This is a genomic window from Halorientalis brevis (assembly GCF_023077655.1).
Genome location: NZ_JALLGV010000004.1, coordinates 383,749 through 399,265, shown reverse-complemented (window position 1 = coordinate 399,265; position 15,517 = coordinate 383,749). Strand labels below are relative to the sequence as shown.

14 protein-coding genes are annotated in these 15,517 nt (G+C 67.1%); 6 read left to right on the top strand and 8 right to left on the bottom strand.

Annotated elements, in window-relative coordinates; genetic code table 11:
* Nucleotides 1-259: 259 nt before the first annotated feature.
* From glpK to MU553_RS10255, 3 genes are all read left to right on the top strand, one after another.
* Complete coding sequence (glpK, locus tag MU553_RS10265; protein ID WP_247377174.1) at nucleotides 260-1,798, top strand: glycerol kinase GlpK; 1,539 nt, start codon at nucleotides 260-262, stop codon at nucleotides 1,796-1,798.
* A gap of 2 nt (nucleotides 1,799-1,800) precedes the next feature.
* Entirely contained in the window at nucleotides 1,801-2,901 is a 1,101-nt protein-coding gene (locus tag MU553_RS10260; protein WP_247377176.1) for a DUF7973 family transport facilitator, read from the top strand.
* A 95-nt stretch (nucleotides 2,902-2,996) separates the two neighbouring features.
* The gene (locus MU553_RS10255) at nucleotides 2,997-4,175 is read left to right on the top strand and encodes a Cdc6/Cdc18 family protein (RefSeq protein WP_247377178.1); all 1,179 of its coding nucleotides are present in this window, start codon (nucleotides 2,997-2,999) and stop codon (nucleotides 4,173-4,175) included.
* A 15-nt stretch (nucleotides 4,176-4,190) separates the two neighbouring features.
* Here the strand turns inward: MU553_RS10255 and MU553_RS10250 are convergent, their stop codons facing one another.
* The 7 genes from MU553_RS10250 to MU553_RS10220 all read right to left on the bottom strand — a co-directional run bounded on the left by MU553_RS10250 (nucleotide 4,191) and on the right by MU553_RS10220 (nucleotide 12,067).
* A complete protein-coding gene (locus MU553_RS10250) occupies nucleotides 4,191-5,552 on the bottom strand; it encodes an NAD-dependent succinate-semialdehyde dehydrogenase (RefSeq protein WP_247377569.1) in 1,362 nt (453 codons plus the stop codon).
* Between the two features lie 338 nt (nucleotides 5,553-5,890).
* The gene (locus MU553_RS10245) at nucleotides 5,891-6,859 is read right to left on the bottom strand and encodes an ROK family protein (protein WP_247377180.1); all 969 of its coding nucleotides are present in this window, start codon (nucleotides 6,857-6,859) and stop codon (nucleotides 5,891-5,893) included.
* A 72-nt stretch (nucleotides 6,860-6,931) separates the two neighbouring features.
* Nucleotides 6,932-8,686: a pyruvate kinase gene (gene pyk, locus MU553_RS10240; protein WP_247377182.1), complete on the bottom strand. Its 1,755-nt coding sequence runs from the start codon at nucleotides 8,684-8,686 to the stop codon at nucleotides 6,932-6,934.
* A gap of 113 nt (nucleotides 8,687-8,799) precedes the next feature.
* Nucleotides 8,800-10,224: an aldehyde dehydrogenase family protein gene (locus tag MU553_RS10235; protein WP_247377184.1), complete on the bottom strand. Its 1,425-nt coding sequence runs from the start codon at nucleotides 10,222-10,224 to the stop codon at nucleotides 8,800-8,802.
* 248 nt (nucleotides 10,225-10,472) lie between these two features.
* The gene (kdgK1, locus tag MU553_RS10230; protein ID WP_247377187.1) at nucleotides 10,473-11,426 is read right to left on the bottom strand and encodes a bifunctional 2-dehydro-3-deoxygluconokinase/2-dehydro-3-deoxygalactonokinase; all 954 of its coding nucleotides are present in this window, start codon (nucleotides 11,424-11,426) and stop codon (nucleotides 10,473-10,475) included.
* Between the two features lie 120 nt (nucleotides 11,427-11,546).
* Nucleotides 11,547-11,717: a DUF7331 family protein gene (locus tag MU553_RS10225; protein WP_247377189.1), complete on the bottom strand. Its 171-nt coding sequence runs from the start codon at nucleotides 11,715-11,717 to the stop codon at nucleotides 11,547-11,549.
* Nucleotides 11,718-11,824: 107 nt separating this feature from the next.
* The gene (locus MU553_RS10220; RefSeq protein WP_247377191.1) at nucleotides 11,825-12,067 is read right to left on the bottom strand and encodes a DUF8001 family protein; all 243 of its coding nucleotides are present in this window, start codon (nucleotides 12,065-12,067) and stop codon (nucleotides 11,825-11,827) included.
* Between the two features lie 121 nt (nucleotides 12,068-12,188).
* On the opposite strand from MU553_RS10220, the gene MU553_RS10215 reads away from it, so the two are divergent.
* Entirely contained in the window at nucleotides 12,189-13,589 is a 1,401-nt protein-coding gene (locus tag MU553_RS10215; protein ID WP_247377192.1) for an FAD-dependent oxidoreductase, read from the top strand.
* A gap of 131 nt (nucleotides 13,590-13,720) precedes the next feature.
* The gene (locus MU553_RS10210; RefSeq protein WP_247377195.1) at nucleotides 13,721-14,236 is read left to right on the top strand and encodes an HTH domain-containing protein; all 516 of its coding nucleotides are present in this window, start codon (nucleotides 13,721-13,723) and stop codon (nucleotides 14,234-14,236) included.
* Here the strand turns inward: MU553_RS10210 and MU553_RS10205 are convergent, their stop codons facing one another.
* Nucleotides 14,237-14,611 (bottom strand): winged helix-turn-helix transcriptional regulator, encoded by a 375-nt coding sequence (locus tag MU553_RS10205; RefSeq protein ID WP_247377196.1) that lies wholly within the window; start codon nucleotides 14,609-14,611, stop codon nucleotides 14,237-14,239. It lies immediately after the preceding gene.
* A gap of 348 nt (nucleotides 14,612-14,959) precedes the next feature.
* On the opposite strand from MU553_RS10205, the gene MU553_RS10200 reads away from it, so the two are divergent.
* Nucleotides 14,960-15,367 carry a universal stress protein gene (locus MU553_RS10200; RefSeq protein ID WP_247377198.1) on the top strand — a complete coding sequence of 136 codons (408 nt, stop codon included), beginning with the start codon at nucleotides 14,960-14,962 and terminating at the stop codon, nucleotides 15,365-15,367.
* Nucleotides 15,368-15,517 lie beyond the last annotated feature (150 nt).

The following is a 15,517-nucleotide window of genomic DNA, read 5'->3' as shown; positions in this document are numbered from 1 at the left end:
GGAGATCACGCTTTCCGTGCTGTGGCTCACCGAGCTGCGGTGCTCGGTCTGTCCGGGTCCGGACCACCGCCTTCGAGCACTACTACCTGTTGGAACTTCGGGCCACTGGCATCACCTCCTCGTCACCTCTCTTTGCTTATATCCGGTTCTAGAGGTGCGTTACTGCGTAACACTTATCATCATAGACTATAATTTTTACCGCTAAGACGGCTTTGGCAGTAAAGAAAGCCGTCGTCGACACCAGAGTGGTGAACGCCATATGCCAACAGACACCTACGTCGGTGCGATCGATCAAGGGACGACCGGGACCCGGTTCATGGTCTTCGACCATAGCGGCCAGGTCGTCGCCAACGCCTACCAGAAGCACGAACAGATCTATCCGGAACCCGGGTGGGTCGAACACGACCCGATGGAGATCTGGGAGAACACCAAAGACGTCGTGACGACCGGTCTCACCGAGGCCGGTCTCGAACCGAGTCAGCTGGAAGCGCTGGGTATCACGAACCAGCGCGAGACGACGATCGTCTGGGACGCCCAGACCGGGAAGCCGGTCCACAACGCGCTCGTCTGGCAGGACCGTCGGACGACGGACCGGGTCGAGGAGATCCAGGAAGCCGGCAAGGTCGAGTGGATCCGGGAAAAGACGGGACTGGAGTGCGACGCGTACTTCTCCGCGACCAAGACGGAGTGGATCCTCGACAACGCCGATCCGATCAAGATGGATCGGTCTCGAACCGAGGACATCCGCGACCGCGCCGAGAACGGGGAGCTGATGATGGGGACGATCGACGCGTGGCTCATCTACAACCTCACCGGCAACCACATCACGGACGTCTCGAACGCCTCACGGACGATGCTGTTCAACATCCACGACCTGGCGTGGGACGCCGAACTCCTGGAGGAGTTCGACGTCCCCGCGTCGATGCTCCCGGAGGTACGCCCGTCGTCCGACGAGGACTACTACGGGTACACCGACGCCGACGGCTTCCTCGGCGAAGCCGTTCCGGTCGCGGGGGCGCTCGGCGACCAGCAGGCCGCGATGTTCGGCCAGACCTGTTTCGACGAGGGCGACGCGAAGAACACCTACGGGACGGGCTCGTTCTACCTGATGAACACGGGCAACGAGGCCGTCGAGTCCGATCACGGCCTGCTGACGACGATCGGCTTCCAGCGCTCGGGGGAACCCGTCCAGTACGCGCTGGAGGGCGCGATCTTCATCACCGGCGCCGCGATCGAGTGGCTCGAAGACGTCGATCTCATCGACAACGCGGCCGCGACCGCGGAGATGGCGCGCTCGGTCGACTCCACGGACGGCGTCTACCTGGTCCCCGCCTTTACCGGCCTCGGCGCCCCCCACTGGGACGGCCGCGCACGCGGCACCATCGTCGGGATGACCCGCGGCACGCGCCGCGAACACATCGTCCGCGCGACCCTGGAGTCCATCGCGTACCAGACGCGCGACGTGGCAGAAGCCATGGAGGCCGACTCCGGCGTCGAGACGACGAGTCTGCGCGTCGACGGCGGGGCGGTCAAGAACAACTTCCTCTGTCAGCTCCAGTCGGACATCATCGGCACGGAGATCGTCCGGCCGGAAGTCGACGAGACGACCGCGCTGGGGTCGGCCTACGCGGCCGGCCTCGCCGTCGGCTACTGGGAGACGCTGGACGAACTCCGGGACAACTGGCAGGTCGACCGGGAGTTCGCGGTCGAGAACCCAGACGGGTACGACGAGAAGTACGAGCGCTGGGCCGAGGCGGTCGAGCGCTCGAAGAACTGGGCCACAGACGGAGGTGACTGAGGATGGCCGTCGAAGCGCTCGTCGAAGCGCTCAGCAATCCGGCGCTCTGGATTGCCGCGTTCGCCGGTGGCGCGTTCGGCGCGGCACTGGGCGCGCTCCCGGCCTTCTGTTTCACCGGGTTCATGGTGATCGCCGGCGAGGCGTCCAACCTCGCGACGAAGGCGATCGCGGGCGAACTCGGCGCGATCCAGGGCCAGATCGGGACCGGCATCACGGGTAGCGTGGCGTTCGGGCCGGTGTTCGGTCCGCACATCTCCTTTGCGGGCGGTGCGGCCGCGGCTGCCTACGCGGCGCGGAAAGGGTACATGGACTCCGGCTTCGACTATCACGAGGCCAAGAACATCGCCTACGCGCTCGGCACCAAGCCCGACGTGCTCGCGGTCGGCGGCGTGTTCGGCATTCTCGGAATGCTGATCCGGCAGGTCTCGTTCAACTTCGGCGTCCCGTGGGACCCGATCGCCATCGGCGTCGTGCTCTCGGCGCTGTTCCACCGCCTGGCCTTCGGGTACCCGCTGATCGGCGAGGTTCGGGGCGACAGCATCTTGGACATGACGCCGTTCGCACGCGAAGAGATGCGCCCTGCTCGTAGCACGGCCGCCGCGGCCACCGACGGTGGCACGGTGAAAGAGCGACTCGCCGTCGAGCCGTGGCTCGGCCACCAGTACAAGTGGGCCAACGTCGCCATGATCGGCCTCGTCGCCGGAATTCTCGGTGCCTACACGGCCGTCGTCACTGGCAGCGCGTTCCTGGCGTTCGGCATCAGCGCAGCGACGCTGACCTTCCTGAACCTTGGCGTCGAGCAGATCCCGGTCACGCATCACATCACTCTGCCGGCCAGCACGGCGACGCTCGCAGTGATGGCCTCCGGGGACGCCGCACTCGCCGGGCAGGGCGCTGCGGTCGCCGTCCTCGTCGGCGCTGCCTTCGGCGTCATCGGAGCACTGTTCGGCGAAACGTTCCAGCGCGTCTTCTACGCTCACGGCGACACGCACTGGGACCCGCCGGCCGCAGCGATCGTCTTCTGTACCTTCTTGATCGGGGTCCTGACGATCGCCGGCGTGTTCCCGACGAGCGTCTGGGTCCCGCTCCCGGCCGGGGTCTGACCGAATCACATCACTTTCCTTACTGTACTGCCAACCGAACGTTACGTCCGGTCGTCGCTTCCCCGACGAATGATCGTTCACCGAACACAACGCCGATGGATCTGAAAGCTCGCATCCGCCGACGCCGTCGCACCGGTAACACTGCTCCCCTCGTGCTCGACTACGAGGCGATCAGTCCGATCGCCCACGTGTCCGAGCCGACCGGCCGTGGTCCCGTTCTCGAACGCCTGTTGGATTACCTCGATCCGGTGTTCGACGGCGGCCTGCCGCCGAATGCCTACGTCTGGGGACCGATGGGCGCCGGGAAGTCGGCCGTCGTCACCGCGCTGTGGTCGAACCTCTCGGCACAGCTCTCGGAGTCCCAGTCGGTCATCCACACGACGACGCGCTCCCAGCCGACGAACGCCCCGCAGTTCGTCTACGTCGACAGCCGCGAGGCCGCGAGCGCCTTCGCACAGTACCGCACCATCCTCGACGCCGTCTCCGCGGAGTCCATCCCGGAGAAAGGCATCGGCACCGACACCCTCCGCGCTCGGCTCGCAGACTCGCTCCGACCGCCGGGCGAGAACGTGATCGTCGCCATCGACCACGTCGGCGAGCCCGAGACCTGTGAACTGGCGACGATCGCCGAGCGACTCGCGCCGCTCGATTCGTCGCTCACCTGGGTCGCCATCGGCCGGCCCGACCCGGACGAACTGTCGGCGGACCTCCCGCCGGAACGCATCGAGGTGCCGGCGTACCGCCGCCACGACCTGGTCGACATCCTCACCGGCCGCGCGTCCGAGGGCCTCTCCGAGCGAGCGCTCCAGCACGAGCAGACCCGCGAGATCGCCGACTGGGCCGAGGGAAACGCCCACGACGCCCTGGCGGCCCTGTTCGGGGCCGCCGACCGCGCCGCGAGCCACGGTCGGTCGCGAATCCACAGCGAGGACATCACTGCGGGCATGATGGACGTCCCGCGGCCCTGTAGCTCGCTGGGCCGCGTCGTGGCACTTCCGCAGAACCGCCAGCTCGTTCTTCGCACGCTCGTCGACCTGGACGACGACGCCCGTGAATCCGTCGAGCGCACGACTGACGCCATCGTCGAGACGGCCTCGGTCGATCTCACTTCGGGCACCGTCAAGCGGTTCCTCTACGAACTCGCCGAGACCGGCATCGTCGAACGCGTTCGGCAGGAGGCCGCGAGCGAGGGGCACGGCCGCCCGCCCAGCCGCGTCGAACCCCGGTTCCCCACCACCGTGTTCAAACGCCTCTACGACACCAGGGCGGACTGACGCCGCCGCTGGCGATCACTCGATCCAGACGGTTTTCCGGTTGACGAACTCCTGGATGCCGATCGCGGAGAGTTCCCGACCGTACCCCGAATCGCCGACGCCGCCGAACGGCACTCGTGGGTCCGACTTCACGAGCTGGTTGACGTAGACGCAGCCGGCGTCGATCTGGCCGGCGAGTCGCTCGCCGCGCTCGCGGTCGGCGGTCCAGACGCTCGCGCCCAGACCGAACCGAGTGTCGTTGGCGACCTCGAGAGCCTCGGCCTCGTCGTCGACGCGGTAGACGGTCGCGACGGGACCGAACAGCTCTTCGGAGTCGGCCGGGCAGTTCGCGGGCACGTCCGCGAGGACCGTCGGCGGGTAGTACGCTCCATCGCGGTCGAGTGGTTCACCGCCCGTGAGGACCGTCGCCCCGGCCTCGACGCTGGCGGTGACCTGCTCGTGGAGCTCTTCGAGGAACCGCTGGCGCGCCTGTGGCCCGACGTCGGTCGACTCGTCCATCGGGTCGCCGACGGTCAGCGCCTCGACTTCCTCGACCAGTTGGTCGACGAACTCGTCGTAGACGGCGTCGTGGACGACGAACCGCTTGGCGGCGATGCACGACTGGCCACCGTTCTGGTTGCGCGCCCACGCTCCGCGCTCCGCTGCGTGCTCGACGTCGGCGTCTTCGAGGACGACGAACGGATCGCTGCCGCCGAGTTCGAGCACGGTCTTCTTGAGGTGCTCGCCGGCGGTCGACGCGACGGCTCTCCCGGCCGGGCCGCTCCCCGTCAACGTCGCTGCCTCGACGCGCTCGTCGGCGATGATGTCGTCGACGAGGCTCGACGGCGCCAGGACGGACTGGAAGACGCCCTCGGGATAGCCGGCCTCCCGGAACACGTCCGCGATGGCGAGCGCACACCCCGGGACGTTCGAGGCGTGTTTCAGCACCCCGACGTTCCCCGCCGTCAGATACGGCGCGGCGAACCGGAACACCTGCCAGAACGGGAAGTTCCAGGGCATCACCGCCAGGACGACCCCGAGCGGATCGTACGCCGTCTTGACGGTCGAGCCGGCCGGACTCGGGTAGTGGTCGTCGGCGAGGTACGCGCTCGCGTGCTGGGCGTAGTGCTCACAGCCCCAGATGCACTTCTCGATCTCCGCCGTCGCCTGCGAGATCGGTTTCCCCATCTCTCGGGTCATCAACTCGGCGTACTCCGCCTTGCGATCCCTGAGCACGTCCGCAGCGTTCAGCAGTAACTGCTCGCGCTCGCGCATCGGTCGCTGTCGCCAGGACTCGAACGCGTCCGACGCCCGGGCGAGCGCCGCTTCGACGTCGTCCTCGTCTGCCTGCTCGTACGCGTCGATCTGTTCCCCAGTCGCCGGATTCACTGGTCTGATCTTCTCCATGAATTGTCGAACTCTGTACTACAGTCTCGGCCTTTGTCGAAATAAATCTAACTCTGGATGCAAACGGTTATAGTAACGTCTGGGTTGGGTGCGTCGTCACGTCTCTCGGCCGCGCGATGTCGTTTTGGACGTGATATGTCTCGAATTCGGCATCGCTGACAGTCGCGAAACTGTAACGTAAATCGGTTACTCTGGGGTGTGGCCACGTGCGCGCAGCCGGTCGCGAAATGGTAGTGCGAGGAATGCCGCGAAAACCCACTGGAGAAGCGCTCACCTGCGGATTCGGGACCGGTCGCCTGTACCACCTGCGGCGGCTCTGCTGCGGTCCCTCACCGACGGATTCGGGACCGGTCACCAGTTCCCCCAGTCCGCGCGCTCGCGAGCGCTCCCTTCACCCCGACGTCGTCGCCCAGATTCGTCAGCTGCAGGTCTGGCACGTTCGACACGACCGCGTCGTCCAGCCGGTCGCGAACCGGATCGAGGACTTGCTCGGGGTTGTTCAGGGCGACCGCGCCGCCGACGTAGATCGCCAGCGGCGCGTACGCGTGGACGACGTTCGCGACGCCGATGACGTTCCACTCTGTCACTCGCTCCAGCACCAGATCGGCCAGCGGGTCCCCGCCCGCGGCGGCGAACACGTCCGCAGCGGTGAAGTTCGGGTCGGCGACGGCCATCTCGGTCTCGACGCCTTCGGTCTCGGCGAGGAACTCGGCGTAGTGCGGGATGTTCGACCCGGAACAGTACGCTTCCCAGTGGCCGGCGTGGCCGCAGCCACAGACGAGCCGTCCCGCGGGGTCGACCGTCAGGTGGCCGACTTCGCCGGCGTTGCCGTCCCAGCCGGTGAGGACGTGGCCGTCGACGCAGACGCCAGCGCCGATGCCCGTCGAGATGGTGAGATACACCATGTCGTCGGGGTTGCGGTCGCTGTGGAACCGCTCGCCGATGACCGCGGCCGTGGTGTCGTTGTGGAGGTAGACCTGGTCGCTCTCGACGAGGTTCTCGACGGGGCCGGTCAGCGGGATGCGGTCGATGGTTTCGGGGAGGTTCGCGGGGTCCTGGACTTCCCCGGCCGCCAGGTCGAGCGGGCCGATGGAACCGATGCCGACCGCGCGGATCTCGGTCGGGTCGGCCCCGGCAGTCTCGCAGGCCGTTCGGAGCGAGTCGAGGACGGCCTCGGTCACGGCGATGCCGCCCGGTCCCTGGGGGGTCCCGCGTCGGTCCTCCCCGAGAATCGTCCCGTCGTCGTCCGCGACCACGGCTCGGACGTTCGTCGCGCCGAGGTCGACTCCCGCGTACATGCAGGGCACTGAGGGCGCTGGCACACTTAAGCCCGTTCGCTGGACGTGAGTGCACGCGGAAAATGGTGGCTGCTACTCCGTCGCGTCCGCTCGGTCGCCGACCGTGTCCTCGTAGACGACGCCGCGTTCCGCGTCGAGAGTGACGACGGTCCCGTCGCCGACGTCGGGCAGGTCGGCGTCCGAGATCATCGGCACGTCGATCTCGCGGGCGACGATGGCGGCGTAGCCGGTGACGCCCTGATGGCCGTCGATGATGCCCCCGAGTTTCGAGACGTCCCCGTCGAACTCCCCGTCGAACTCGTCGGGCACGGCCAGGATCGCGCCCTCGGGCACCGCCGAGAGGTCGCCGTCGCCGACGCGGACGAGCGGCCCGGAGACGAGCCCCTCGACGACCGAGCGGCCGGACGCCAGCGTCTCGGCGGCGACGTGGACTTTGAGCATGTTCGCGGTGTCGAGCCCTTCGAGTTCGGTCATCATCCCCGAGAGGACGACGACGGTCTCGCCGGCCTCGGCCACGCCGGCGTCGAGCGCCGACTGGACTGCCGTCTGGATGACCGCGTCGGCGCCGCCGTTCGTGTAGGGCACGTATCTGGGCTGAATCCCCCACGAGAGTGCCAGTTGCCGTCGAACGCGCTCGCTGGGCGTGGCGGCGATCACGGGCATGTCCGGGCGGTACTTCGCGGCTTTCAATGCGGTGTACCCGGACTCCGAGGCGGCGACGATCGCGCTGGCGTCGACGTCCCGCGCGAGGTAGCGGGCCGACCGCGCCAGGGCGTCGGTGCTGGTCTCGCCCGCGGCCGGGACGCGCTGTTCCCGTGACTCGGCGTACTCCTCGCTCCCCTCCACGTCGCGGATGATGCGGTCCATCGTCTCGACGACGCGGGCCGGGTGGTCGCCGATGGCCGTCTCCCCGGAGAGCATGACCGCGTCGGTGCCGTCCAGCACGGCGTTGGCCACGTCGGAGGCCTCCGCACGGGTGGGGCGGCGCGCGTGAACCATCGAGTCGAGCATCTCCGTGGCGGTGATGACCGGTACGCCCTCGGCGTGGCACTGCTTGATGATGCGCTTCTGGATGAGCGGGACTTCCTCCATCGGGCACTCCACGCCCAGATCGCCCCGGGCGACCATGATGCCGTAGGCCTCGTCGATGATCGAGTCCAGGTTCTCGACGGCGCCCGACCGTTCGATCTTGGCGATGATGGGGACGTCGCCGCCGAGGTCGTCGATGTGTTTGCCGATCTCGTAGACGTCCTCGCCGTCGCGGACGAAACTCGCGGCGACGAAGTCCACGTCCTTCTCGACGGCGACTTCGAGTTCCCGGCGGTCCTGGTCGGTGATCGTCGGGAGGTCGAGGTCGACGCCGGGGACGTTGACGCCTTTTCTCCCCCCGAGTTCGCCGCCGTCCTCGACGTGGGCGACGACGACGTCGTCCGCGACGGATTCGACGGTGGTCTCGATGCGACCGTCGTCTAAGAGCACGCGGTCGCCAGGTTCGACGGCCGAAATGGACATCGACAGGCCGATCTCGTCGGACGTGGCGTCGTTGCTGGCGACGAACCGGACGGTCGAACCGGCGTCGACGTGGATCGGCTCGTCGATCGGTGCGGTCCGGACCTCGGGGCCGGCGATGTCGTGGACGACCGGGATCGGCGCCGACAGTTCGCCGCTGACCTCGCGGACGCGGTCGATGAGATCGGCGCGTTCCTCGGGCGTGCCGTGGCTGGCGTTCATCCGGACGACGTCCATGCCGGCCTCGATCAGTGCCCGTAGCTGTTCGCGCGACTCCGATGCCGGACCGATCGTACAGACGATTTTTGCGTTTCGCATACAGGATTCCTCCGGGACTGGGCCGCTGGCGAACGGCCCAGGCGCGTTTGCTGGTGATTGAAACTACAGGGGGATACGTCTGTCCGAATCCGGGAGAACGCCGGGGACTCGGACTACAGGACGATGCTCTTGGTGGTGACGAACGCCTCGATGCTGTAGCCGAGGCCTTCCCGACCGATTCCCGAGTCCTTGACGCCACCGAAGGGGATGTCGCCGAGACCGTGGGACGGCGCGCCGTTGATGCGGACCGCGCCGGCCTCGATGCGCTCGGCCACGTCCATCGCACGGTCGTAGTCCGCCGTGAACACTGCCGCGTCGAGTCCCATGTCACCAGCGTTGGCGAGTTCCAGGGCCTCGGCCTCGTCTTCGAACTTCGTCACGACGGCGATCGGCCCGAACTGCTCCTCGTGGATGAGGCGGGCGTCGTGGGGGACGTTCGCCAGCAGCGTCGGCTCGACGAACTGCCCCTCGCGCTCGCCACCGCGCACGAGGTCGGCGCCCTTCTCGACGGCGTCCGCGATGAGCTCCTCGACGTAGTCGGCCTGCTCCTCGCTGATGAGCGGGCCGAACGTGGTCTCCTCGTCGAAGAGGTCGCCGGCCTCCCAGTTGTCCATCTCCGCGTCGAGGAGGTCCACCATCTCGTCGTGGACGTCCTCGTGGGCGAGGACGCGGCTCACGGCGGAACAGCGCTGGCCGGCGTACTTGAACGAGCCCTTGGCACACTGGCCGACGGCGTCGGTGAGGTCGGCGTCGGGGAAGATGACGGCCGGCGCGTTGCCGCCCAGTTCCATGTGGAGGTTCACCATGCCGCTCTCGCGGGCGACGTGTTTGCCCGCCGCCGAGGAGCCGGTCATGGCGATAGCGTCGATGCGGTCGTCGCCGGCCAGCACGTCACCGATGTCGCTGGCCCGGCCGGCGACGTAGTTGAACGCACCGTCGGGAAGGTCGGCCGCCTCGATGCAGTCCGCGAGGACGGCTGCACTGACGGGCGTCTTCGTCGCGGGCTTGAGGACGACGCTGTTCCCGCCGGCGAGCGCGGGCGCGACCTGGAGCGCGGTCGTCGCGAGAGGGTAGTTGTACGGCGTCAGCGCGAGCACGGTCCCGACCGGCTGGGGCTTGACGATGGCCTTCCAGCCTTCGTGGCCCGCGGTCGTCCCTTCGAGGAACTCGCCCTGGAGGTCGTGGACCTCCTCGACGGCGCGGCGGAACCGCTCGACTGCCGAGTCGACTTCGCCGCGCGCGCTCGAAATCGGCTTGCCGGCCTCGCGGACGATGATGTCCGCGAGTTCCGCCTTCCGGGATTCGATCTCGTCGGCGATGGTTTCGAGCCACTCGGCGCGCTGGACGAGCGTCGTCTCGCGCATCTCCCGCTGTGCGCGGTGCGCGGCGTCGATCGCGTCCCGCGCCTCGTCGGGTCCCGCCGCACCGACCTGCGCGAACGTCCCGCCCGCTGCGAGGTCCGTGACCTCGAGCACCTCGTCGGTCTGGAACTTCCCCTCCACGAAGATGTCGTCCGGATACTGTCGTGACGTGGCCATACGTACCCGTACGGGGTACTCCTGTAAAGAGTTTACTCAATATCGAATTAATATCTATCAATTTGGTGTGGCAAGTTTTATCACACTATTGTCGCGGGAAATGTGGGCGTGGATCGACCGGTCTGGGCCCGCCGCAGTGGCGTATCGGACACCCGGCCGTGCGACTCTGCAGCAAGTGTCCGGAGAAGTGATCGGTTCGGCGTCGCCGGTGCGGTTTCGCGGCGTCGTTGTCTCTCCCTGGAACGCGGCTATCGGGAGATGTCGGTGTCGTCGCCGGCGACCACGCGGTCGACTGCTGCCGGCGTGACGACCGCGACGTCGCCGGGGATGGTGCGCTTCAGCGCTGCCGTCGCCGCGCCGTACGTCAGCGCGTCGGCGACAGTTCCGTCCTGCAGTCGCTTCGCGAGGTATCCCCCGACGAAGGCGTCCCCCGTGCCGACGGGGTGGGAGTCCCCGGCCGTGAACGCCGGCTGTTCGAGGAGTTCGCCGTCGTGGAGCGCGACTACGCCCTCGCTGCCCGTCGTGACGATGGTCGTCTGGAAGTCGTACTCGCCGGCGAGGTGCCGGGCCTGCTCGTCGGCCGGCCCCGACAGTCCGAGCACCGTCTCGGCGTCCCGCTCGGCGACGACGAGCACGTCGACGTGGGGAAAGAGATCGGTCAGCGTCTCCCGCGCCTCGGCCGGCTCCCAGAGCTTCGACCGGTAGTTCAGGTCGAACGTCGTCGTCGTGCCGGCTTCCCGTGCGAGCGTCAGGAGATCGCCCGTCGTTCGCGCGAGCGTGTCCGAGAGCGCCGGCGTGATGCCGGTCGTGTGGAAGACGCTGGCCGATTCGACGCGGTCGGTCGCGAGTTCGTCGGGCGTGGCCGTCCGGACGGCCGCGTGGTCGCGGTCGTAGACGACGGTCGCGCCACGGGGCTGGTCCCCGGATTCGAGGTAGTAGGTCCCCTGCCGGCCGTCGTCGGTCCAGACCACTGCTGGCTCGACGCCGTGGCGTCGGAGTGCACCTGTCACCCGCCGGCCGGGCGGTGAGTCCGGGAGTTTCGACAGCCAGGCGGCGTCGGCGCCGAGTCGGGCGGCCGCGGCGGCGACGTTGCTCTCGGCTCCGGCGGCGTGGACGTCGAACGAGTCGGCCGTCTCGATCGGCGTGTCTCCCGGTGGCGAGAGCCGGAGCATCGTCTCCCCGAAGGTCACGAGGTCGGGCATACGACTACGCTGGTGGTCGACGCTCATAAAAGACGAGGCGGATCGCGTCGCGTGACACGTCTCGCCGCTCGGCCGGGAAAACGGGCTGCGGTCGAAGTGGCTCCGTGATTGGTGGGTGGGCTACCGCCGGTCTGTGACGATGACCGCGTCGTCCGCCTGGACCCAGGCGCGGTGATTCTGTCGGTCGTAGATGATGACGCCGTCACCGGTTTCCAGTTCTGCGAATCGATCGTCTTGCTCAGCGACTCCGGCGGTCTGGGGATTCGTATCGTCCATTGGTTCTACTGACATGGGATGGGCTGTTTTCGTCCGACGATGATACCTACACGCCACGACATTGTTAAGTGTTACCACGTATCGTGGATGGCCCTCGGTCCGTCCCCATCGGTCGTTTGGGGTCACTCTCCCGTCCGGCCGTACCCCTGGTTCTCGATGCACTGGCGCATTTCCGCTTCACTCTCGTGTTTGTGGAGTCGGGTGGGCGTGTCGCAGTAGAACACCTCGCCGTCCCACCGAAGCGTGACCTCCTGCTCGGTTCCGAGGAGTTCCGTCCGGACGACGACGCGGCGGCCGTCGGTGAGCGCCTCGATGAACTCGTCTGCGTGTAGCTCGCCCGCCTCCACGTGCAGTGGTTCGGTCATTACGCTCGTCTTCCACTGCGTGGCCAATCAGTCTGTGGCTGGTCGATCAATACGTGGCGACTGTGTGGCCCGGAAACCAGAGCGGGACAACACTGAATGGGCCGGTCATGGTGTGGTGGATATGGACGTCCTCATCATCGGCGCGTACGGGAGCGCGGGCGTCGCCGTGGCTACTGACCTCGTCGACGCCCCGGAAATCGACCGGCTCACGCTCGTCGACGACGGCGACCCGGGTGGCGGCCTCTGCATCCTCGACGGCTGCATGCCGTCCAAGGAGGTGCTCTCGGCGGGCGCCCATCGGTTCCAGGCCCGCGCGGACCACCGGGTGACCGACGCGCCCGACGTCGACCTCGACGCGGTCGTCGGGACGAAAGACGAGCACATCCACAACTTCGCCGAACACCGACGCGCTGCGGTCGAGATGCTGACCGAGCGCGACCACGTCGAGTTCGTCCACGACACCGCGCGCTTCGTCGACGACCGGACCGTCCGCGTCGGCGATCGCGAGTACGTCCCCGACTACGTCGTCGTCGCGACCGGTTCGGTGGTCAACGTCCCCGGCCTCCCCGGGATCGACGACGTCGAGTTCATGACCAGCGCCGACGTCCTCGACGCGACCGCGTTACCCGACTCGGGCGTCGTCATGGGCTTCGGGTACGTGGGGATGGAACTCGTCCCGTACCTCGCCGAGGCCGGCGGGATGGACCTCACCGTCGTCGAACACGACGCGCGCCCGCTCGACGAGGCCGACCCAGCGTTCGGCGAGGCGCTCCTCGACATCTACCGCGACGAACTCGGTATCGAGATCCTCACCGAGACCTACGAAGAGCGCGTCGAGCCGACCGACGACGGCGGCGTCCGGCTGCACACGGATCGCGACGACGAACGCGCCACCGTCGACGCCGACCAGTTGTTCCTGTTTACCGGCCGTCGGCCGAATCTCGACGGGCTCGGGCTCGAACACACGCGACTGAATCCCGATCCCGGGTGGGTACTGGACACGATGCAGGCCCGCGACGACGAGCGCGTCTTCGTCGCGGGCGACGTCAACGGGAAGGAACCGATCCTCCACGTCGCCAAAGAGCAGGGGTTCACCGCGGCGGCGAACGTCCGTCGCCACGCCGCTGGCGAACCGCTCGTCCCCTACGAGAACGTCCATCACCACGTCGTGTTCTCGGCGCTCGGCGTGTACCCGTACGCCCGCGTGGGCTACTCGGCGGCGGCCGCCGAGGCCGCCGGCCTCGATTTCGTCGCCGTCTCCCGAGAAGCGAGCAGCGACGGCGTCTTCAAGACCAAAGACGCCGCTGCCGGCCGGGCGTCGCTCGTCGTCGACGCCACCGACGGAACGGTACTGGGCTACCAGGGGCTGCACTACCACGCGGACGTGATGGCCAAAACGATGCAGGTCGTCGTCGAGACCGGGATGGACGTCCGCGCGGTCCCCGACCGCGCGTTCCATCCGACCACGCCCGAAATCCTCGACGGGTTGTTCAGAACCGCTACCGAGAAACTCGACGGGTAACTGAAACCGGTTCGTGGTTGTCAATTTCACGACTGAAATCGGGGAGTATCACCGAGCAGTCCGGCGATTCCTACGAGCGCACAAAATCTTTATCGTTCATCATCAAGTCTATCTCAACAGCCGGGGTCAACATGAACGCAGACACCTCACAGGAGGCGGTGACCGTCGATCTGCACGTCCGCTCGCTCGCGCCGCGGGCCGGCCACGCCCAACAGAACGTCGCCATCGAGCGACTCGACGACCTCGAGTCGGCGGACCGGATCGAGGCTTTCAACGTCCACGTCTGGGGCCATCAGATCAGTCTCTCGACTGCTGCCGCCAACACCGACGCCGGGCAGTTCGTCCTCGACCGCGTCGAGCAGTTCCGCTCGTGGGCCGCCGAGACCGGTCGGTCCGTCGATTCGTTCTTCGAGACGCGACGCGTCGAATCCGAGATCATGGACGAGGAGTACGCCGCGCTGGTCCTCCCCAGTCTGACTCTCGCCGAGTACCGCGACGGTGACCTGGCGTTCGTCGCCCCCTGCTCTGACGACGGCTCGGTGTGCACCGTCGAAGACCGCATCGACGTGCTCGCTGCCAGCGGCGTCACTGACGTGCTCCAGTCCGACGACCCCGAACTGCCGTCGGCCGTCGTCGAAGAAGAGTAGTTACGACTCTCTTTCGTCTGCCGGGACGAGGTGGGCCTTCCCCCACGTCCGCATCGCGTCGATGACCGGCCCGAGATCTCGACCCCGTTCCGTCAGGTCGTATTCGACGCGGAACGGTTTCTCACTGATTACCTCCCGGGTGACGATGCCGCGCTCTTCTAAGTCTTCGAGGCTGTCCGAGAGCACCTTGCTCGAAATCCCGTCGACGGCCTCTTTGAGCGCGTTGAATCCCAGTGGGCCGTTCGTGAGCAATCGGTCGACGATGACCGGATGCCACTTCTTGCCGATCAGCGACGCCGTCGCCGTCACCGCACACCACTCCTCGCCCGCACACCAGATCTCCACTGGGTCGCCTTCCTGTCCGTCCTCGCTCATGGCGTGCCGTTCGACAGCCGGCGGTATATAGTCACCTTCTCGAACCTGATTACTCTCCGTTACCTGTCCGTCGTCGGTTTCCTGCGGTACCCCCCGCGACAGACTCGCGTGCGTCGACCGCACACAGTCGCCGCCAGGTTCTTCCTGCGTCGTGTGGTAGTTTCGCCTATGGACCGAGACGACGACTACCGATGTGACGCCTGCGGTGTGACGTTCGAGACGGAAAGAGCCCTCACGCGCCACGTTCACGACGTCGGGTTAGTCGACTAGGCGACGCTGCCGGCCAGTCGTTCTCCACAGTTGGTAACTGACGTGGGAATTTATGAGACGTGCCCTCGACCACCGGGTATGTACGAGGTACTCCTCCCGGTCGACGAGAGCGACGAGCGCGCAACTGCACAGGCAACGGCGATCACGGACCTTCCGGGCGATGCGGACGAGATCCACGTGACGATCTTCCACTCGTTCACCGACAACCCCTCCGGGGCGTCGGTTTCCCAGCTCCAGTCCGCTCGGCGCGCGCGTGACGTTCTGGAGGAGGCAGGCATCGAGTACACGATGGACGAAAGCAGCGGGCAGCCTGCCACCGAAATTCTCGACGTCGCCGAGGAACTGGACGCCGACCTCGTCTGTCTGGGCGGTCGCAAGCGCTCCCCGGCGGGCAAGGTCCTGTTCGGGAGCGTCACCCAGAGCGTCCTGCTTGATACGGACCGATCGGTTCTGATCGCCCACACCGACGAAGAAGACGAGGACTGAGCCGGCGACCGCCAGGCCTGTCGCTTTCTGACAAACTTAAATCCCCACGTATCACCGGGGCAATTTTCATTTCCGTTTTGTGTGAAGTATCTGGTGCCGGTGGGTGGGTGGTACATCGCTTCCGGTCTCTCACCGGCGGGAGACGAGCCC